The 20635-nt window shown below is 44.3% G+C and carries 21 protein-coding genes; 1 reads left to right on the top strand and 20 read right to left on the bottom strand.

Annotation, left to right across the window (positions count from 1 at the left end; all coding sequences use genetic code 11):
* Positions 1-14: 14 nt before the first annotated feature.
* From D7V92_RS09840 to D7V92_RS09795, 10 genes are all read right to left on the bottom strand, one after another.
* Positions 15-1286 carry an MFS transporter gene (locus tag D7V92_RS09840; RefSeq protein WP_008773293.1) on the bottom strand — a complete coding sequence of 424 codons (1272 nt, stop codon included), beginning with the start codon at positions 1284-1286 and terminating at the stop codon, positions 15-17.
* An 11-nt stretch (positions 1287-1297) separates the two neighbouring features.
* A complete protein-coding gene (locus D7V92_RS09835; protein ID WP_005863941.1) occupies positions 1298-2224 on the bottom strand; it encodes an ROK family protein in 927 nt (308 codons plus the stop codon).
* A gap of 15 nt (positions 2225-2239) precedes the next feature.
* Positions 2240-2962, bottom strand: coding sequence for a galactosamine-6-phosphate isomerase (locus D7V92_RS09830; RefSeq protein ID WP_008773295.1), 723 nt, complete (start codon positions 2960-2962; stop codon positions 2240-2242).
* Between the two features lie 6 nt (positions 2963-2968).
* Complete coding sequence (locus D7V92_RS09825) at positions 2969-3775, bottom strand: DUF1080 domain-containing protein (RefSeq protein WP_005863943.1); 807 nt, start codon at positions 3773-3775, stop codon at positions 2969-2971.
* A gap of 98 nt (positions 3776-3873) precedes the next feature.
* On the bottom strand, positions 3874-5418 hold the full coding sequence (locus tag D7V92_RS09820) for a Gfo/Idh/MocA family protein (protein ID WP_034531815.1): 1545 nt from the start codon (positions 5416-5418) through the stop codon (positions 3874-3876).
* A 72-nt stretch (positions 5419-5490) separates the two neighbouring features.
* Positions 5491-7059: a RagB/SusD family nutrient uptake outer membrane protein gene (locus D7V92_RS09815; RefSeq protein WP_005863947.1), complete on the bottom strand. Its 1569-nt coding sequence runs from the start codon at positions 7057-7059 to the stop codon at positions 5491-5493.
* Positions 7060-7078: 19 nt separating this feature from the next.
* Positions 7079-10222 (bottom strand): SusC/RagA family TonB-linked outer membrane protein, encoded by a 3144-nt coding sequence (locus D7V92_RS09810; protein WP_008773298.1) that lies wholly within the window; start codon positions 10220-10222, stop codon positions 7079-7081.
* 262 nt (positions 10223-10484) lie between these two features.
* Positions 10485-11459 carry a FecR family protein gene (locus D7V92_RS09805; RefSeq protein ID WP_005863952.1) on the bottom strand — a complete coding sequence of 325 codons (975 nt, stop codon included), beginning with the start codon at positions 11457-11459 and terminating at the stop codon, positions 10485-10487.
* A 70-nt stretch (positions 11460-11529) separates the two neighbouring features.
* Positions 11530-12000, bottom strand: coding sequence for an N-acetylmuramoyl-L-alanine amidase (locus D7V92_RS09800; RefSeq protein WP_008773299.1), 471 nt, complete (start codon positions 11998-12000; stop codon positions 11530-11532).
* Positions 11997-12431 carry an HU family DNA-binding protein gene (locus D7V92_RS09795; protein ID WP_005863956.1) on the bottom strand — a complete coding sequence of 145 codons (435 nt, stop codon included), beginning with the start codon at positions 12429-12431 and terminating at the stop codon, positions 11997-11999. The genes D7V92_RS09800 and D7V92_RS09795 overlap by 4 nt, the downstream gene beginning before the upstream one ends.
* A gap of 194 nt (positions 12432-12625) precedes the next feature.
* Between D7V92_RS09795 and D7V92_RS09790 the strand changes: the two genes are divergently transcribed.
* Entirely contained in the window at positions 12626-13741 is a 1116-nt protein-coding gene (locus D7V92_RS09790) for an ATP-binding protein (RefSeq protein WP_005863959.1), read from the top strand.
* 75 nt (positions 13742-13816) lie between these two features.
* Here the strand turns inward: D7V92_RS09790 and D7V92_RS09785 are convergent, their stop codons facing one another.
* The 10 genes from D7V92_RS09785 to D7V92_RS09745 form a co-directional block, all read right to left on the bottom strand.
* Complete coding sequence (locus tag D7V92_RS09785; RefSeq protein ID WP_008773300.1) at positions 13817-15028, bottom strand: 6-bladed beta-propeller; 1212 nt, start codon at positions 15026-15028, stop codon at positions 13817-13819.
* Positions 15029-15035: 7 nt separating this feature from the next.
* Complete coding sequence (locus D7V92_RS09780) at positions 15036-16250, bottom strand: 6-bladed beta-propeller (protein WP_121772788.1); 1215 nt, start codon at positions 16248-16250, stop codon at positions 15036-15038.
* 153 nt (positions 16251-16403) lie between these two features.
* Positions 16404-16544 carry a hypothetical protein gene (locus D7V92_RS22065; protein ID WP_005863964.1) on the bottom strand — a complete coding sequence of 47 codons (141 nt, stop codon included), beginning with the start codon at positions 16542-16544 and terminating at the stop codon, positions 16404-16406.
* A 16-nt stretch (positions 16545-16560) separates the two neighbouring features.
* Positions 16561-17724, bottom strand: a complete 1164-nt coding sequence (locus tag D7V92_RS09775) for a 6-bladed beta-propeller (RefSeq protein ID WP_121772787.1) — start codon at positions 17722-17724, stop codon at positions 16561-16563.
* Positions 17725-17763: 39 nt separating this feature from the next.
* Positions 17764-18054, bottom strand: coding sequence for a hypothetical protein (locus tag D7V92_RS21980; protein WP_005863966.1), 291 nt, complete (start codon positions 18052-18054; stop codon positions 17764-17766).
* Between the two features lie 69 nt (positions 18055-18123).
* On the bottom strand, positions 18124-18345 hold the full coding sequence (locus D7V92_RS09765; RefSeq protein WP_005863967.1) for a hypothetical protein: 222 nt from the start codon (positions 18343-18345) through the stop codon (positions 18124-18126).
* An 11-nt stretch (positions 18346-18356) separates the two neighbouring features.
* Positions 18357-18803 (bottom strand): hypothetical protein, encoded by a 447-nt coding sequence (locus D7V92_RS09760; protein WP_227713785.1) that lies wholly within the window; start codon positions 18801-18803, stop codon positions 18357-18359.
* Positions 18804-19051: 248 nt separating this feature from the next.
* Positions 19052-19279, bottom strand: coding sequence for a DUF4248 domain-containing protein (locus D7V92_RS09755; RefSeq protein ID WP_005863971.1), 228 nt, complete (start codon positions 19277-19279; stop codon positions 19052-19054).
* Positions 19266-19880 (bottom strand): DUF6633 family protein, encoded by a 615-nt coding sequence (locus D7V92_RS09750; RefSeq protein WP_121772786.1) that lies wholly within the window; start codon positions 19878-19880, stop codon positions 19266-19268. Before D7V92_RS09750 ends, D7V92_RS09755 begins: the two co-directional genes overlap by 14 nt.
* A complete protein-coding gene (locus tag D7V92_RS09745; RefSeq protein ID WP_121772785.1) occupies positions 19783-20394 on the bottom strand; it encodes a DUF4373 domain-containing protein in 612 nt (203 codons plus the stop codon). The genes D7V92_RS09750 and D7V92_RS09745 overlap by 98 nt, the downstream gene beginning before the upstream one ends.
* Between the last annotated feature and the right edge of the window lie 241 nt (positions 20395-20635).

Raw genomic sequence — 20635 nt, 5'->3', positions numbered from 1 at the left:
AAAGATATACATATTTATTTTGTACGGTTTAACTGCTTCAACAATTCTTTAAGGCTGACGGTCTCATTCTTGACCAATGGTTTTGCCCAATAGGAAATACTCAAGATATAGCCCAGCGTGATAAATAGGAAAAACATGGAATAGCGCAACCCGATCAGATCTCCAAGTCCCCCAATGATAAACGGAATCAATGCCCCACCGAAAATACCCGTACACAGGATACCGGAAAAAGCCCCATGATGCTTATCCACGGAGTTAAGGGCTAAGGCGAATATCACCGAAAACATGATCGAGATCGAGAAGCCGCAACAAGCGAAAGCGATAATCGCTACTTGCGTAGGACCGAAGAGCGCTATCGCTAAATTAAGGATCGCTATCATCGAGAAGATACGTAACATCAGCTTTGAGTCGATTAACTTAACGATCACCAATCCCAACAAGCAGCCGATGGACATCAATCCCCAGAACCAAGCAACCGTGGTAGCCCCGGCTCCTTCCGGGCTGACCCCATGATACATATTCAAGAAAAGGCTCATCCAATTCGCCAATCCTTGCTCGGTTCCCACATAAGCGATAATCCCTAAGAAATAGAATATAACTTGTTTTTGCCTGAGCAATTCCTTATAATTCTGTACCGTTCCCGCCTTCTCATCTTCCTTTAATTCTACTTTCGGGAATTTGACATAAGAGATAACCACTAACATGATGACAAAAACAATCGTAAAGATAAAATAGAGCGAGCTCCAAGGTAAGCTCTCCGGCGTTATCCCTTTGAGGAAACGGATGAAGAAGTCGTTTGCCGAATCCTCACCGGTTAATTTCCGCATAAGTCCGGCCAAGACGAACGGGCTCATGAAAGAAGCGGCCCCGAATACGATCTGGGCCAATACCTGATTAAAGGCATATTTTTTCTCTCCACCCGCCTCACGCATCAAAGGCAATATGATCACCTGTAGCATCGCCATGCCCAGACCGATAGCGAAAAGGGAAGTTAATACGATAGGGTAGGTCGGGAACATGACGAAAAGCCCCGCACCCAAAAATGCCAGACTGAAAGCGATCAATAAGGAAATCTTTCCCCCGAAACGCTCGATGATCATTCCTGCCGGGATCGACATGATGCCATATGCCAAGAAAAATGAGAACGGTAAGAATGCGGCCAATGTCAGGCTCAGCCCAAAACTATCGATAATCATCGGTAGCATAGGGCCTAATATATTGGTAACAAAAGAAATGACAAACCAAATACACAAGATGAGGAGTACGATCCAATTATTCTTATTCATGATAGATAGATTCAATGATTAAACACCAATGCCGCCGCCCCGAGGCATCCGGCCTTATTTCCTAATCGGGCAAGCTCGATAGTCGTGAAGTACGAGGTTTCCTTCATCACGTATTTCCCGACCTGCTCCCGTATATTGTCAATGTAGAAATCTCCGGATTCCGAAATGCCTCCGCCGATAATCACCTTTTGCGGAGCGAAAATGTTGATAAGGCTCGCTACGCCTAGGGACAGATTCCGGAAATGATCCTCCATAGCGAGTACGGCCTCTTTCTCCTGAGCTTTATAGCGCTCTACTATATATTTTCCATCGATACGGGAAGGTATCTCCCGTCCGTTCTTCTCCAATAATTGCCGGTATAAGGCGATCAACGCACTTACGGAAGCGTGTGCCTCTAGGCAACCGGACGCTCCGCAAGTACATTGATTCCCATTCAGACCATGAATAATTAAGTGCCCAAGTTCGGTGCCCCGATTCCGGTAGCCGCCATAAAGCCGGCCGTTCAAGAACAAGGCACCCCCTATGCCGGTACCCACCGTCAAGAAAACGATATCGGAGAGACCTTTAGCCGCCCCATATATCACCTCGCCCAACCCCATAAGGTTTGCGTCGTTGTCGATGAATACCGGTAGATTAAATTCCGCTAACGCAAGATCCAATTGTTGGTTATCTAGTTCAGGAAGATTATTGGCAAAGAGAACCACCCCATTATCTACTACGGAAGGTACACCTATGCCAATTCCGTAAATCCCCCAATCCCGGGAACGGGCGTAGTCTGTCATTTTCCGTACGATACTTTTTATGGTATCGGATAATGGGCGTGGATTCTCTTTTGATTGTGTGGTTTCCGACGATTCGTAAAGAATGTCGCCATTCTGGTTCACAAGAGTATATTTTATGCTTGTTCCTCCAATGTCTAATGCGATAGCGTATTTCATGATAATTGTAAAAGCTTAATTAGAACTATGCGCCGCTTCCCTGTCGATCAGGCAAATCACGTTCGGGTGCAGCCACAATAAGGAGGCCGGCAACTCCGTCGAGATCTTCTGTTCAAGGAAAGCTTGAGTAATCTCCCTTTTCTTTATCCCGTTGATAAGAAGGATAATCAGGCGTGACTGAAAGATATTCGCCATGCCCAATGTCAGTCCGTATCCCGGTTTCTCCGTATCCCCGGCGATCATGGGATGTTGCAATGATTTCTGGGACAGATGAGCCACATGGCAATTCGTATGTAAGGAAGGAGCCGGCTCGTTCAAGGCGATATGGCCGTTCATCCCTATTCCTAATATACAAATGTCGATAGGGCCTTTTTGATCCAGTATCTGTTGGATCCGCTCACATTCCGCCTCAGGGTTCTCCGGATCGCTTTGGAACGCTATATACCGGTCTTCCGGGATTTGAAGCGGACCTACGAAATAGTTCCGTAGATACGACTCGCACGTACCCGGGTGGTCCATCGGGATTCCTCCCCATTCATCAAGCTTTAGTACCGTGAATTGGGAGAATAATTCCGGTTGGCGACCGGCTTCCTCTACCAGCAACTCATACATCCGGGTAGGAGAGCCCCCAGTGGCGGCACAAAGCGTAAGTGCCTTGTGCTGCCCTAACTCTGAGGTAACAATCTCTTTTGCCTTAAGGCTTAATGCCTCATAAGATTGACAAATCTCTATTCTCATACGATTTTAGAGCTCTTTGATTCGGATATTGCGGAAGCAAACACCATAACCGTGGTCTTGCATACCGATGTAACCCGGTTGTTTTCCGCATTGTAGCATCAAGTCGTAAGCTTCCGGGCATTTCTCCGGACTCGTGCTGAACTTGCTGAACTTACTATGATCCACTAACGCGCGCCATACCGGTGTACCGAACTGGAATTCCAGCACTTTCACGTCGTTCATGTAATGGATCACGCGTTGGTTATAGACAACGATTCTCGTCTTGTTCCAGTTTCCGTACGGTTTTACGGGTTGTGGATCCGGCATAATCATGTCATATACGGCACCGGCCTGACGGTTACCGTCGCAACCTTCCCATGCGTCCGGCATATTCTCGTTGTCGAGTAACTGATATTCTGGGCTGGAGTAATAAATAGGTGTACCCTCAATTTCTTGCGCTGTATAGAAGATACCGCTATTACCGGCCTTGTCGATCTTCCATTCGATCTCGAAAACGAAATTTTTGAACTTCTTGTCGTAGATCAAGTCGCCGAAGCCCGTGTCTGCCTTATTGTCGCTACCTTTATAGGTGATCGATCCGTCTTCAACCACCCAACCTTGGGGTACATCCTGACGGCAATAGCCGCGCCATCCGTTCAAGGTCTTGCCGTCGAACATGGTGATCCACTCGCCTCCCGTAGGGATACCGTCGCTATCGAGGGCTTGGGTTTGGGCGGTTTGCGTTCCGGCATCGTTGGTATTACCGCCGGAGGTACATGACAAGGCCGATGCGAATAAGGCTACGGCCATAATACTGCTATAAATCTTTTTCATCGCTATTATGAATGTTTGTTGTTTGTTAGAAACTTGTTAGATAATTATTAGGAATTTGTTAGGTTCCTGTTAGGTTCCCGTTAGATTCCTGTTAGCTTTTATAACTTCAGGTCTTCCCATCCATTGCGGTATTTCCGCTTGATGAATTGGTTCGCCTGCTCGAAATTGGTGATACGCATATTCGCTCCATCCCATAGGAAAGTCTTGTTTCTTCCCGGATAGATGAAGCCTTCACGCTCTCCGTAGATCGAGTCGTTATGTTTCACTTGTTCCCGGATATTATGGCTCCGTAAGATCAAGTTACCCATCAATACGGTCTCCGTCAACGGACCGGCGTATCCTTCGAACGGAGATTCTACGTCCGCCTTGTCGTACCCTGCGATACAAGAGTCGACCCATGCCCAATAGTGGCCATTCGTGCCCCCTTCGATACGTTTATATTTATGAGGAATGTTCACGTCTTTGTCGAATAAAGGTTTCTTGTTCGCTTTTACCCCCTTCGGCCAGAATCTTGGATCGGAACCACCCCAGCCACAAGAAGCCATACCTTTCGTACCTACGAATACGGTTGCGCCTTCCACGTCCATCATATCCAAGTCTCCCATCGTGCAGGTCATATCGGCATCTGGGTCGATCTCCTCGAAACGTTCCGGCATGATACCGCCGTCCATCCAATACAGACTCAAGTCGCTTCCGTCTTTCTTCTTGAATTTATAACGGATCGAGCTGGCTACCGGGCAACTTTCAGGATAATAGGCTTCTTCGAAGATACCGGAGTAAACATTGGTCGTGCTGCAAGAAACCTCGGTCGGATAACCTAATTGAAGCAATTTGAATGGAGGGCCGATGATGTGGCAACCCATATCTCCAAGAGCGCCTGTACCGAAACGCCACCAACCACGCCAGTTGAACGGAACCAAATTATCCACATAGTCTACATACTCCGCTGTTCCTAACCATAAATCCCAATTCAAGCCTTTAGGAACAGGCGGTTTCTGGTTCGACCAAGGAATACCTTGCGGCCATACGGGGCGGTTGGTCCAGCAATATACTTTCTGGATGTCACCCAACAGATCTGCCTCGAGCCATTCACGAAGGGTACGCATACCGTCGCAAGAGTTACCTTGGTCACCCATCTGGGTCACGACCTTATATTTCTTGGCAGCCTCGGTAAGGATACGTGCCTCGTAAATATCGTGCGCGATCGGTTTTTGCAGATATACGTGCTTACCCATCCGCATAGCGCCGAAAGCTTGGATCGCATGGTTATGATCCGGGGTGGAGATACATACGGCATCGAAGTTCTTACCTTCCTTCTCGTACATCTCACGGAAGTCGTTAAAATACTTAGCTTTTGGATAGGTCTTGCGAGCGTCGACAGATTGACGGTCATCCACGTCGCACAGACAGGTGATCGCCGCGTTCTTATGCGGCGTATTCATTAAGCTACCCAAATCGGCGGCTCCCATACCGCCGCAGCCTATTTTTGCGATATAAAGCTTATCGCTGGGAGCTACATGTCCTAATCCCGCTACGGTAAAGCTGGGCAGGATCGTAAGGGCGGCAGCGCCTGTGGCTGCCATCCCAAGGAATTCCCTTCTAGAGATTCCAGTCGGACTGGATTGTTTATTTACCTCTTTCATAAATTTGTTCATATTATGATTAATAATTGAATTGGGGTCTAAAGAATTGAGATTAAAAACAGACTGATATGATTAGAATGCCGGATATCCCGGGTTCTGAACCAAATTATTATTCTTCTGCCAAGCCTTGAACGGGATCGGGAAGATCTTACGATATTCCGGAGTCTGTTTCGGCTTCATATATCTCGGTTTCAGATAAGTCCCGAAGCGGATCATATCTTGGCGGCGGACAAATTCGAATGCCAACTCATAACCACGCTCGTTATAAATATCATCTAATGTCACGCTCGTGTAATTATGATCGGAATTACCATAAGCCCTTTCCCGGATAGCGTTTACCAGACGAGTAGCTTCACCGAGATCCCCGCCCATGCGAACCAAGGCTTCCGCTTTCATTAGGTATACATCAGCCAGACGGAAAATAGCGATATCGTTCTCCATATTGGTATTTTGCATGCCTTTCTCATATACCCACTTATTGATACGTGCGCCGTCTTCTTGGTGAACTTCGCCCCACGGGGTTAAGTTACCGTCCGCATCGGTTTTCTCTGTTCCCGGTACTACATTTAAGTCGATCGTATGGATCAAGTCATGTCCTAGGGTCGTTTTCAAAATCTCTCCCGTGCTAGGGTCGATCATCGGGCCGATCAAGAACGAACCTTCGTAACGAGGATCTTCCGTATCAAATGTACGAACAAAATCCGGTTGGGCGTTGATACCGTTCCACATACCGCCGGTGAAACCTAATACATCGGGATCCAGATAATGTAATGTCCAAAGATGGATGGAGTTGCCCCACTCATCGGATGCCTTGTAGCAGATCGGGAGAATGATCTCTCGTGATACCTCGTTATGAACCTCGAAATTGGTTTTCCAATTCGGTTCGATGATATATTCGAGTTTCATGATCTCGTCGCACTGCTCCACAACACCTTTCCAGTTCGGTTCACCGATCCATTCCTCGGCGTTGAGGTACATCTTCGCCAATACCATGCGGGCAGCACCTTGTGTAAACTTACCGTAGCTGGCATCTGATACATCGGAGCGCAAGTTCGGGATGATCTCGGTTAATTCCTTAACCACATATTTATAAATGTCCGCACGGCTTGTGCTGGAGGGCAAGGAGGTATCCTCAAAATCTGTCACTAGTGGAGCGTTACCGAAGATATCTACGATTACATAATACCAGAAAGCGCGTAATCCTCTTAACTCGGACAAGTATTGAAGCTTAAGCTCATCGCTCATGGCTTCGCTTTTCTCTATAATATTATATACGGAGTTAACCGTAGTTAGGCCTCCCGTACAATAATCCCAGCAATTTTCTACAGAGTAAGAGTTCGGTTTCCAGCTATGCATACATTGTTCCATATACTGTCCACCGTCCCACCAGTCACCACCTACACGTGTCGGTGCCATCAAGATATCGGCTGTCATATCGGCCGCCCCCCAAGGACCGTCGTAGGCTAGCATATTTTTCAAAGATTGATATGCCGGAGCCATGATTGCGTTGATCTGCTTTTCCGTTGTCCCGAATTCGTCGGTAGGAAGTTTGTCGTATACGTTCTCGTCCAAATCCATGCAAGAGACAAGCGCTACCGGAGCGAGTACGGCACATATTATATTTTTGAATAATCTTTTCATGATCGTTACTGTTTATGTATTAGAAATTCAAGTTTAATCCAACAGAGAATGTGCGTGCCTTCGGATAAAATTCACGAGGTTCTACACCCGGGGTTAAACCGTCTCCTGAATCCATAGGGACTTCGGGATCAAGACCTTTATATTTCGTGATAACGAATAGGTTTTGTGCCGTGAAATAAACACGGATACCGTTCAAAGCTTTGATCTTATAACCTAAAGTCAAGTTGTCGAGACGCATAAAAGATCCTTTCTCTAAATAATAGTTGGAGAATCTAGGAGTTTCGCTTAACGTATAGGTCAATGGATCGTCCAGCGCATTCGTTCCCGGCAGGAATCCGGATTGAGCGTATGCCATGCGGGTCGCGTTCAATATATCATTACCGATCGTTCCACGCAAGAAAAATGATAAGTCAAAATTCTTGTAACGGAAAGAGTTGGTGATACCGTAAGTCAATTTCGGCTGTGCGGAACCGATGTAGTCGTAATCCGCCGGATCGGAAATCTCGCCGTCGCCGTCTTTATCTACCAAGATATATCTACCGTTCTCGTCAATACCGTTACAAACCAAACCGTAGAATTGTCCGATAGGGCGTCCTTCTTCCAATACGTGCGTACCACTGGAGCTTCCACCCCGGATGAATACGTCACCTAATAAGATCTTATCCATCGTGAATACATCGTTGGATAAACGAGTTACCTCATTTTCATTGTGAGCCAAGTTCAAGGAAATGTTCCAGTCGAAATCCTTTGTGCGGATAGCGTCTGCGTTCAAACTCAGCTCGATACCCGTATTACGCATATCACCTACGTTTGCCATGATCTTATTATATAAATAAGGAGGGGTTGGTACCGGATAGGTATAAAGCATGTCAGAGGTCTTTTTGTTATACCATTCGATACGACCTCCTAGGCGGCTATCCAATACGGAGAAATCAAGTCCGATGTTCAACATCGCTGTTTGTTCCCATTTTAGGTCCGGATTGGCGTTCTGGCTGATCTTATAAGAAGGCAACCAAGAACCGGTATCATAATATACACCATCTGTGCCGTAAAGCTCGAGGGTTTTGTAGGGGTCCAATCCTGTTTGATTACCAGTGATACCATAACCGACACTTAACTTTAAGTCGTTAAGCCAGTTTACTTTTTGCATAAATGATTCTTGGGTGATATTCCAACCCACGGAAACGGAAGGGAAGGTACCCCATTTGTTATTCGTTCCAAATTTGGAAGAACCATCCCGGCGTACGGTAGCTGTCAACATATATTTCTCATTGAAGCTATAATTGGCTCTTGCGTATAAAGAGATCAGGCGACTTTGCCATTTCTCAGACTCCGCGTCTCCGGGGTTCAGGTTTTGTCCTGCGGCCAAATTGTTAGCGCCTAATAAATCAGTGACGAAACCACGGGTCTGTACGTGAGTCTCCTCATAGTTCTCCTCTTCCCAAGAATAACCGATCAAGGCATTGATCTTATGCTTATTGAACTCTGCCGAGTAATTGGCGGTCCATTCCATCAAATCCTTATCACGCAATCTCGACCAACGTTCAGCCTTACCGCCATCGTTGTAGCCGGCTTGAGACTCGATGCTACTGTATTTACTCTCATCTTCCGTGTTCCGGCTTTTAGCTAAAAGAACTTTAGCCTCTAAGCCATCGATAATCGTATAACCGACATCAGCGGTTCCATAGAAATTATTGATGCGGTTCTTATGTGTATTCTCTTTCTGGTTACGTACCGGGTTTCCTTGGTCGTATTCACGTGTGTCGAACCAAGATCCATCCTCTAGCTTAACCGGACGTACGGGAATCATATTGTAGGCAAGCAAGAAGTTTGTCGTATTTGTCGGTGCGTTATCCGTAACGGTAGCCACGCCGGTGATGCTTACTTTCAAACGATCCTCCAGCGCACGTTGGGAGAATTGGAAACGGGCGTTGTAACGGTTCATGGAGTTATCGCGTGCGATACCTTCACGTTGCATATAAGAAAGGGAACCTCTATAGTTATGGTGTGAACCACCTCCTGATAAAGACACGGCATGATCCTGTTGGAAACCGATTCTCGTGATCTCGTCGAACCAATCCGTGTTCGCTCCCATGTCAAAATCCTTACCATCCTTACCCGGGGTAGAGGAAGTATAGCTACGCCATTGGTCCGCCGTCAGCAGATTCGGCTTGTTGGCCAAGGTAGATACACCGAACGCTCCATTATAAGCGATGGTCGGTTTGCTGGCGTAACCTTTCTTCGTAGTGATAAGGATAACACCACCCGCTGAACGGGAACCATAGATAGCGGCTGAAGACGCGTCTTTCAAGATAGAGATAGATTCGATATCCTGCGGATTAACCGTAGACATGTCCATGCCCGGTACATTATCGATAACAACCAACGGACCTTGGTCCTTTTGCAAGGTTGACATACCTCTTAATTGAATCGTCGAGTTGCCCGTTACGTCGCCGGAACCCGTATTGATCGTTAAACCGGCCACCTTACCTTGTAACAAATCCGCTGCGTTACGAGTCAGACCTTGGTTGAAATCCTCAGCGGTCACATTGGTGATAGAGCCGGTAATCTCACGTTTTGTCTGCGTACCGTAACCTACTACGACTACCTCGTCCAGTTTTTGAGTGTCCTCTTTCAGGTTTACATTGATCTCGTTTTTTCCGCCTACCGGTTGCAACTGTGTCATGTAACCGATATAGGAAAACTCAAGGGTCGCGTTTGAGGATACTTCCATCATGTATTTACCGTCCAGATCCGTAATCGTACCGTTGGTCGTGCCTTTCTCGACAACGTTAGCGCCGATAATAGCGTTTCCTTCCGCATCTTTAACGACACCGGTAATACGTTTTTTAGTTTGCTGGGCGACAATGTTTTTATTAAATACATTGATATTCCGTCCTTCGATCGAATATTTCAAACTCGTGTTGCGTAGTGCTTGCGATAAGATATTTTCTATGGACTTATCGGTTGCGTTCACGCTCACTTTTACGTTCTTTACGTCAGAATCCACATAGAAGAATAAGAAATCGCTTTGTTTTTCTATAATAGCGAATAGATCGGTTAGCGGGGCCTGATCCGTCTTCACGGAAATCGTTACAGATTGTGAATAGGAATTAGTCGCTACCGCTTGGAACAGTGTCAAGAAAAGTAAAATAAAGGACATTTTTAGGACCGAGAGCATTTTTTTTAAGTCTTTGGACCTAAAAGACCTATAATACGAAACATTTTCCATATTTTTGTACTGATAAAAGGTTGATAATATGCGTCTGCCACAAAATTTGGTCGTGGAGTAGCAGAAGCAGGAATTAATTCTTTTTAATGGGGCCGGCTGTATTTTTGCAGCCGGTTTTGTTTTTTTGAAAGATATGATCCGTGTTATCTCATAGGCATTGCTTGTTTTTTTAAGATGTGTTGATATTTTTATTTTATTGAATATAGTAAGTTCCATCTCTTTGTGACCATTTGATCGGCAAACTGCGAGATATTACTTGTAAAATCTCCTTTAAAGATTGATCCTCGCTGAATGTTCCGGATACAGTGACATTCGGGTCCAGCAATCTCTTGTTTTCTATATGGATCGGGATCTCGTATCTTTTCTCAAGCTCATTCAGCAAGGTACAAAGCGCTATTGATTTATACTTTAGCAAGCCGTCTTTCCATGCCAGATTTTCTTTTGCGTTGACGGATTGGATATCAATCTTGTTCGTTGAACGGATGAATGTAAGTTGCTGGTCGGGAGCGAGTAAGACTTGTTGTGTCGGGCTTTCGAAACGGATAGACCCTTCCAGCAGGACGGCTGTGATCTGATCCTTCCCTTTATCGGCTTTTACACTAAAGGTCGTTCCTAATACCCGTATGGAGGCATTTCCCATATCGACGATGAAAGGTCTTTCCGGATTTTTCGCCACCTCGAAATAGGCTTCTCCTTCCAAATTAACCTTTCGCTGATCCGTACCGTATGCGTCAGAGTAGGTAAAGCGACTATTCCGGTTCAAAATGATCTTCGTACCATCATCCAATGTAAAATGAGATTTATTTTTATCGGTTATATAGGTATAGAATTGCTGAACCTTCCCTTCCCGGGTATTTAAGTGCGTCGTAGCGAAAAACAGAACAAGAAAGGCGATTGCCGCCGCAATGGGAGTAGCGATGAAACGGATCAGCCTCAATCTCTTTTGCCTGCTTTGATCGTCGATCTTCTTTCTCAAATTATCGAGGGACACATTAGGCATTAAGGAATGGCTGAACGAGACTTCCGCATCCCAATAACTCTTTAGCAACCGAAATTCTTTTTTGTTCTTTTCGTCTGCGTTCAGCCATTCGCTCAGCGAAAGAAAATCTTCCGAGGAGCTGTTGCCACTTAATATCCTTGTGATAATATGATCTATGCTATTCTCCATTTTAAGTTGTTTCTATACTAATAGTCGCAACCAAATTTGAAAACCCTTAGTGGGAGCATAGATTTTTTACTTATTTTTTTCGTAGCTCATACACGAGTTCTTTGTATTCGGGGATCGCATTGAATGAGGGGCATTGTTTGATCCATTCATCCGGCGAGATCGTCCCGTCTCCGTTTAAGTCCTCCGAGAGATCCCGGTGCCCACAGACCCATGAGCCGGGAAAGCAGATTAAGAGATGCCGGATCAAACGTAACAACGAGGTCTTTTGAGCCTGTGTGCGGGTATCCCGTGGCTGTCCGGTGATGTCCAGTCCACCCTCGTAGCAAATCCCGATGCTGTGTTTGTTGTGTCCTCTCGCATGAGCCGGAATTTGCTCTAGCGGGCGCAGGTTCACCACTTCTCCCGATTTACGGATGTAGAAGTTGTAACCGGCACGGAGGAATCCCCGTGCCTTGTGGTCACTCTCCAGTTGCTTCGGGCTATAGTCCGTATTCTCACGGGTTGCCGAGCAATGAATCACGATCAGGTCAATTTTTCTCATATCTCGTCCGGGCTTTCGCTATCAGAACCTGCGCTCTTTTTCGTAACCTCCAGAGGCTCGAAATTCACCTCATTGCGGGTAGTCCGCAGGGCCGAGCCCGGGAAAAAGATAATACGTGCCCCCTTTATCTTGGTGGCGTCGAAGTCCTCGGGCGTATTCGTTCCTTCGGAGTTAATAGACATACGGAAGTTTCCAAATTCTCCCAATTGCACCACGTTGCCGGAGGAAAGTTCCAGATCCATCGCCCAGTTTAATGAATCGAGCACCGCTTTCACGTCCGCCGACGAAAGCGTGGAGCGAGAGCAAATCAGTTTACATAATTTGTTGAGGTCCGAAGTCCCCGACGTTTTAGCGATCGCGTAGTTCTTTACTGAGTCTTTCTCTGCGCCGTTCAATACCTTACGCTTTACTACTTTAAATTTCACTGCCATAATTTTGAATTTTAAAAGGTTAATTACTAATGACAATGCAAAGATAGAGCCTCTGAAAAACGGGAATCGGCGAGTGTCGGTGAGTGTCGGTGAGTGTCGGGATATGTAAGTAGTAGTCGGTTTACTTGTTATTCTGGTTTTTTATTACGTAATTTGCGTTACGTGAATTGCGTAATGCAAATAAGATGCTGAATATGAATAATCCTTTTTTAATAGTTGGTTATCAAGGTCCAGAATATTTTTGTGATCGGGAGAAAGAGACAGAAGTGATTTTATCCGCTCTTCATAATGGGAGAAATATCACGTTGGTAAGCCCTCGCCGTATGGGAAAGACCGGTTTGATCAAGAATGTTTTTTATACGCTACAAGAAAAGGAGAAGAATGCCAAGTGCTTCTACTTAGATATTTTCTCTACTCAAAATTTGCGTGAGTTTGTCGCTTTGTTGGGAAGGGAGATCTTAGGTAAGCTGGATAGTCTCTCTCAATCTACGCTGAAGACCTTGCTTTCTTTTTTTAAGAGTTGCCGTCCCGTGATAACAATGGATGAGTTATCGGGCATTCCGTCTGTATCCTTGGATATCGTCCCTTCGAAAGAGGAGGAGACGCTGAAGGAGATTTTCGACTACTTGCGGCAGTCTGGAAGAGAATGTTATCTGGCTATTGACGAGTTCCAGCAAATCATGGAATATCCGGAGAAAGGGGTGGAAGGCCTATTGCGTTCTTATATTCAATTTTTGCCGAATGTTCATTTTATCTTTTCGGGGAGTAAAAAGCACTTGATGGAATATATATTCTTCTCAATCAAGCGCCCCTTCTATCAATCCACCCAAAAATTATTTTTAGACAAGATCAGCAAGGAGGTGTATTTTTCCTTTGCCCATTCTTTCTTCGAGAAGGAAGGGAAGGAGCTTCCGGAAGAAATATTTGATAAGGTGTACACATGGGTAGATGGGCATACTTGGTATGTGCAATATCTTTTGAACCGTCTCTTCGCTTTACCGGAAAAAACACTTTCTCCGGAGCTTCTTGATTCTCTCATGATGGAGATCTTACGGGAAGAAGAATATACCTACCAGACTTATTTCCAATTGTTGACATTTAATCAAATCCAGCTATTGAAAGCGATCGCCAAGGAAGGGATCGTCCGGGAGGTCAATGCTGCCGCCTTCATCAAAAAGTATGATTTGAAGGCGGTGAGTAGCGTGAATACTTCTTTAAGGATCTTAATAGATAAGGAGTTTATATTGAGGCAACCGGATGGGTATATCGTGTATGATAGGTTCATGTCTATTTGGCTCAGCCGGATATGACAACGGATGAAAAATATTTAGTTGACACAGTTTGCTCGTACTACCAAAAATTATTCCATTAATATTATGATGGGATTATCTTCTTTGCCCAAATGCCAAAATATTTGTTCTCTTTTTTCTACACAACACGATCAGTTGATTTGTGTCCTCTCCCCAACTTTCGAACTGTTTTTGCAAGGTAGGGGATAGGGTGCGTTTCTTATCCTTTATCCATTGCGCTAGGTCGAACCATTCCATGGTCGTAATGTATAGGTCGTTAGTACTCCAACGAGGCCAGAAATTGGGGCCACCTAAAATATCGTCGGTGATTTTCATCCCGTCCTCATTTTTCACAACAAAACCCTCCCTCTCTTTTTTATCGTAAATCACGAATTTGTAATCATTCTCATTCTCTCCCCGTTGAGTCTGCTTTTGCCTGACTGCGGTGAAAAAGAAGTAACGATCGTCTTCCTCCAATCTTGGTATATTCCAATAATTAATCGCATTTTTGTTATATGCGTCCTCGGAATACCAAGCCTCGTACTCTATGGGCATCTGGTATTTACCCATATCTAGATAGAGATAAGGTCTCCATTTTGTTCCCGATAACTGATATACGGTATCTCTTGACGAGCGGGTTTTCATATAAACATTCTCTTTATATTTCGAGAATTCTCTCAATTCAGAGGAGGAGACAAAAGAAAATCCCTCGTTGAGACTCTCTATCCCATAATTCGGATTGGGCATGACAGTAACGGTATCACCCGCTAAACTCAATGCGCAAGCCATATATTTATCTATATGCATACAAAGATTACAAGTCCATAATACAGAATCCACAAAGACTATATTAAAAAAGTAATCATTAATTTTCTCCTTCCGAAGAAAATTTCCATCGTAATCATAATATAAGATCTGTTGCGTATCCGCATGGATGATCTCTTTTCGAGTAGGATTTATATCTATGCCTAGAATATAGAGATATTCGTCGGGTCCTTGTCCTTGACGGCCTATCTGTTTAACGAATTCACCGGTTCTCGTAAATTTGTAAATTCCTTGCCTTGTGTGAATCAACCAGAAATTATCACCGCAGACAATGTTTAAGATGCGGGAGATTACGATATCATGTGGAGTCTTCAACTCTAAATACTCAATGGTATCGGCTATCTCGGAGATTTTCATCTTTTGCTCTGTCTCTATGCATCGCTCGAAAAGTATGGTTCGCAACTTATCCGGATTCTCTGGGTTTCGATTGCATCCTACCGTTAAAAGTATGCATATCGCTGAGATTGTGATTATGGCTTTCATGTTTCTTTTATTTTGTTTTCAATTTTCCTATAAAGACGATACAATTATCATCATCGGTAATTCGATTATTCAACTCTTTTACTTTTCTCAACACCTCCGGAGATAGTTTTTGATTGGAAATCAAAACTTTTTCCAATTGCTCTTTTAATGCGTAAGGTTCCATGATCGCAGTGAAATAACCTCGATTGAAGGACGGATTGGTAGGCCCATCTATATTCCCTAGCATATTCCATTTCAAATTCACGAAACAACCTTTAAGGCTTTGTTTGTCTACTAGGATTTTCGGGAAACGGGGTAACTCATTATTCCAAGAGGTTTGCGTATACCAAGTGACTAGAAAGTGATTGGGCAGCTCCGTGAAATAATGGCAGATCGGCTCATGACCCGTATGCATCGTAAAAACAGGGTGTAGCGTATTCGAGTCTATGTCATAATGATAAAGTGTGTCTTGCGAGGCTATACAATTATGAAGATAGAAGTCGGAAGCGTTGGTATTCAAGCACTCCCGTACCTCATAATCGTAAGTGCTTGGGATCAACATGAATTGGTCGGAGACCGGATATTCTTGGATGATATTGCCTTCGAAATCCTGTGTCCAGATCAATGCGGTGGGAGTTCCCTGAAAAGGTATGCACATGACGGTTACTGTTTTTTTCTCGTCATTGATAACAAATCGTCCTTTATGGGTTATATAGGCCAGAGGAATGTGTTTTTGTGGCTGCCCGTCGAGGTCAAACACTAATATCTTAGAGGCACGAATCTCCATTAGATAGATTTTATTATTATTTTCATCTAAATACTGATCATAAATAGATAAGTTATATTCATCCGGCCCTTGTCCTTGGGAGGAGATCTTTCTGATGAAATCCCCATTACGGTTATAGAGCTTACAGGAAGAGCCTGCCCTAAAAGATTTCACTAAAATATAATGGTCACTCACGGCTATATGGGTATCTTGTCCTGCGGCGGTCAGTGCGTCTTCCGAATTTTCTAGGCGAATAACTTGAAAGGAAGATAGCAAGGAGCTTAATGGTAAATTGAATGTATCCTTTACGGAAGAAAAGTCTAAATTAGTCACCGGATCTCCTTGCAGATTAATAACCTGTGCTATGACCGGGCAATTATCCAAGGTCAACTTTCTGGATACATTTGTCTCTTTATTTCCGCATGAGGAAACAACCGTTAGTAACGTGATCGATACGTAATATATGATTTTATTCATGCGTTTTATTATTTAAACAATGAATATTACACAAGTTGAATCATTCCATGAAAATGGAATGATGATTTGTGTTTACAGAGTCCTCACGACAAATATATACTTCTTCCTGTATATAAGCAAATAATATCTCCGATATTTTCGTAAAGGTGTTGTCTAGCATTTATTGAGGCTCTTTTTGTTGGTAGTAAAGCCCTCTATGTTCACCTCAGATCGTTCCAATGCCTTATCCGGATGACGGCATCCTTCGTGTTGGCGTGATTCCCTATGACCACCAGCTGATGAATTGTTTTCCATCACTGTTGATATTTTTTTACTTTTTAGATTTCACCAACATTACCACCCGATTGTCATCCTCTTCCAATGTCGCGGCCACTTCTTTTAGTTTGCCTTTCAACTTTCCCTTTTGATAGTCCCGGCAAAGATCGAAAGCGTTCAGGGTAGCCCATGATTCACCTTGGGCATTGATAGGGGTCAGCATAACCATATAGAATTCATTTTTAGAAGTATAATCTCCATTGTATATAATATACCTAGAAAACTCCTTTTCTTGGGTATCATACACAAAGTAGGTTTTAGGGAATCCTTCTTCTTTCCTGAAATCATATACGTTTTTTATACCTTCCATGAAATAATAGCGATTGGATATCAACCTCGGAATCAAGAACACTTCCGGATCCATGGTATGGATAGGTGGCGTTCGTGCGATAAACGGACGTAAACTGCAATCGGGCATCAATGTGTAGATCGTATCTGATGAGGGTTCTAATAGAATCCAATTACCATTAAACGGAGTGATTCTGCTGTAAGATCCCGGTCCGGCAGCTCTTGTACTATTTTCCATCCGTAAGACTTGAAAAAAGTACTTCTTCTCTTTAAAGGAAGGTCTTATTTCCTTGGTTATGCTCCCGTCCTGCTTCGATACGAGCAGGAAGGGTATCTCAGCATTGATTTCATCGTAACAAATCAGATTTTCTTTGTCATAATTGAATATTTCCCAATAGAACTGAGAGTCACTTTCTGTTTTCTGCTTCAAACTGCGTTTAAAATTTCCCTCTAAATCATAAACCTTTATTCTTTTCTTATAGTGATCATTTATAAATATTTCATTGTTTTCTTCGTCCAACGTAACACATCTAAAATTTATATATTCTTCCCCTCCTTGTCCTTTACGGTTTATCTTACGGATGGCCTTTCCGCTCCGGTCATATACGAATATATTCCCATCATTATTATAATTTGCCACTATTATGTATTTTTCACCAACCGCTTGTACATATCCCTGATTAATAAACTCATCGTTTGTTTCCAGAGGAATGTATTCCACATCCATGAAGTCTTGCAGTACCAGTTCTTTTTTGGTTGAATAACTTTCATTTACATCTACGGTAATAAACTCATCGGTCGATGAATGACTGCCTCCACACCCTGTCACTACAAACAGGATGGTTACTCCTATAAAACTGAATGTTTTCATTTGCCTATTATTTTATTTATTGTTTATTCCGCTATTTTTTTACATGACATAGGTTAGAACGTCTTTTCTTTTGCTCAAGGTTATACATTTATTCTTTTCTGTTTCCAGCTCTTGTTCCAGACGTGCTTTTTCTATGGAATCATGCGATAACTCATAGCGTTTGGATAATAAAGCCGCTTGTTCCCACTGTTTTTGTGCCAAGGCGCTATCCGGATGTTGGGGCATTAATCTCTCTACCTTCTGGAAGATTGAAGGGTGATGGTTTGGCCTATCACAAGAAATAAAATAGGTTAAGCCTAGTATTAAGAGGTAAACAAAGGTTTTTCTCATAAGTCCATTATATGTAAGGGGTAAAAGTAATAAAAAAATTTATACTATCACCTACCGTTTTCTTATTTCTTAATAGTTCCTTTTCTCCTTATATTTGTAATCCACCCCGAATAGGGCGCCGGCGAAAGTGGAGACCTCACCGAAGCCGATTAATACGGAATTATGGATCTCTCCCGTGGGGCTACACCAGAATCCCATGAACAGCAGCGAGAGGCCGGCTAGGCATAACATCACGGCTACTGTTAATTGTATATTTATTCTTTTCTGATACTTATTTCTTTTATGGTTCATAGGATGAGTTTTTATTTTGTCGAGGTCGTTTTTTTGAGAATCACGATGAGGGCAAGGCCCGGCGCTAGCCATAGCCACCAAGGGGTCGCCTGTCTTTTTCGCTCCTTGCTCTCCTGCGATACGTGCGTGGCGGTACTGGTTTGCGTGGATCGTTGGGCGCTGGATAGGGAAGAGGTGTCCGTTGCCGATCGCCGGGATTGTTCTTGCAGGGTGGCGGTGGTCACGGACAGCGGATATTGCCGCCCGGAACTGTCGGGGGAAGAGAAGGTTACTTGGCGCAGGGTGGCCGATAGGTGATTCCGGCTGTCGCTTTTGGCTTGGCGAAAGAGATGGTCGATACGGATTGCCGAGAGGGAGTCTTTCTCGTGTTTATACAGCCTTTGCTTGTTATCTCGTGAAACCGAGCAAGACAATGCGGATAGGGTAATTAGCCCGATACATACAAGTTTATTCATCATTTCTTTTTTCCGCAAAGGTAAGAGACTGAAAAAAGGGCAGTCGGTCAGTGTCGGTCAATGTCGGGATTTGTACCCGAAAAAAAGACGTACGTGTTTTCGGAAAAAGTCGTACGTGTTTTTCGAAAAACATGTACGTGTTTTTTTGAGAACATTTACGGCCGTGATTCGCTCGAAAAAAAGAGTTGGATTACGGGAGAAATCACCGTTATGCCGTTAATAATGGAAAATTGATAATTGAGGCTTGGAAATTAAAGATTCCAATTCTCGGGGTCGCCCATATGATCGACGATGGTCCGCACTTGCAAGGGCGTGTAAAGGCGGATGCCTTTACGATAGCCGATGGCTTCGAGGGCAGACAGTAGCTCCGGGTCCCGGCGGATGAAACGGGTCAATTGCGTGGAGGCCGAGGAGGGGAGTACGTTCGGGAAATATAAAAGGGCCAACTCTTGATGGCCATAGATTCTATTCGTGTTCATGGTGTTGCTGTTTTTGTTCTTTTAATCTTAAATACTCTTCATACGTGATACCACTCGAGGAGGGGGTGGTCGTGGCGGGAGCTACCGTGTCCGGTTGCCGGTAGCGGACGCTCTCTTTCCGTCGCTCGTCCATGAATTGCAGGAGCGAGGTCGTGATGGTCAAGGCATCCACCGATCCGTAGAAGCGTCCGTACCGCCCGCATTTCAGCCGGTGGAAGAACAGGAGCATCTCGGAGGCTTTTAAAAATGGGTACTCTGTGAGAATCAAGGCTGACAGCTCTTTTTGGCGGCTGACGGGCATTTTCTCTTTTACCCCCGCGAACAGGTTTACGTTCTCCAGCTGGATGCAGATCCATACGATAGCTACCGGTTCACCGTAGCCGACGGCTATCGTGGCCAGCGTAGGGGCCGTGCCCATATAGGTCCGCTCCGGGTGACGGGCGGCGGCGATCTGTAGATCGGGGGTGAATATCGATAGGAAACCTTGGGCGTCTCCGTATCGTTTACGCATGTCGGCTAGCGCTTGTGGCGTTGGCTGCCATTTGGAGTAACTCGGCTCTGCGGCCTGCCTCTCCGTTATCATTTGAGGTCGAATGTTCATTTCTAGCTTGAATTTTTGTTACCGTGTTTGTTTTATTTCCTTTTCCTTTTCCTTTTGGGGCTGTTTCTGTCGCTAAAACCGGGGTTTCTGTAACAGGAACCGATATTTCTACCGTAGAAGTAGGGGCGGTCTCTTCCCGGATTTCCCATTCGGGGGAGATACGGGATATGCTCCGCTTGCTGATTTCCCGATAGCGGGATTGGATTCCGAAAGATGTGAGGATTCCTTGCAGGGCGAATAGTTCCTGATTAAATAATCGGATCTCAACACAAAATCCGATGATCTCACGGATCTGTTCTTCCTTCAGATTGAGCGTAAATCCGATATCAAAACAGAAATCGTCCGTGTATCGGATGTAATATCCCGTGGTGCCATACGCTTCACACAGGATCGCCATGTAGGTGGAGAAACCTTCGCATCCATAATTTTGAAATAAGCGACGTATTTTTCGATCGGACAGCATATCGGTGTCCAGTGGAAAATAACTTAATCCTTTCTTGATTGGTCTCGACATAATTTTTTAATTTAGTGTGGCATTCAGATTAGTTTCCCGTACGAGGGATGAAGAAATAGGTTTAAGGTTCGGCTAACAAACTCGAAAACGAAATTCGACACTCTCTTCCAACTCTATTTTGATGCGAACTTAGTTATTTTAGATGAATATAGACTCTAAATAGGGTATCCTATATTATAATGTACCCGATATCCGTTGCCGTAAAAAACTTGCAAAATAATGCCCGATAAATTTGGATCGT

This window comes from Parabacteroides sp. CH2-D42-20, from assembly GCF_003670185.1.
In the GTDB taxonomy this organism is placed as follows: domain Bacteria; phylum Bacteroidota; class Bacteroidia; order Bacteroidales; family Tannerellaceae; genus Parabacteroides; species Parabacteroides distasonis.
The sequence above is the reverse complement of the archived record's forward strand: the minus strand, read 5'-3'. Positions and strand labels throughout refer to the sequence as shown.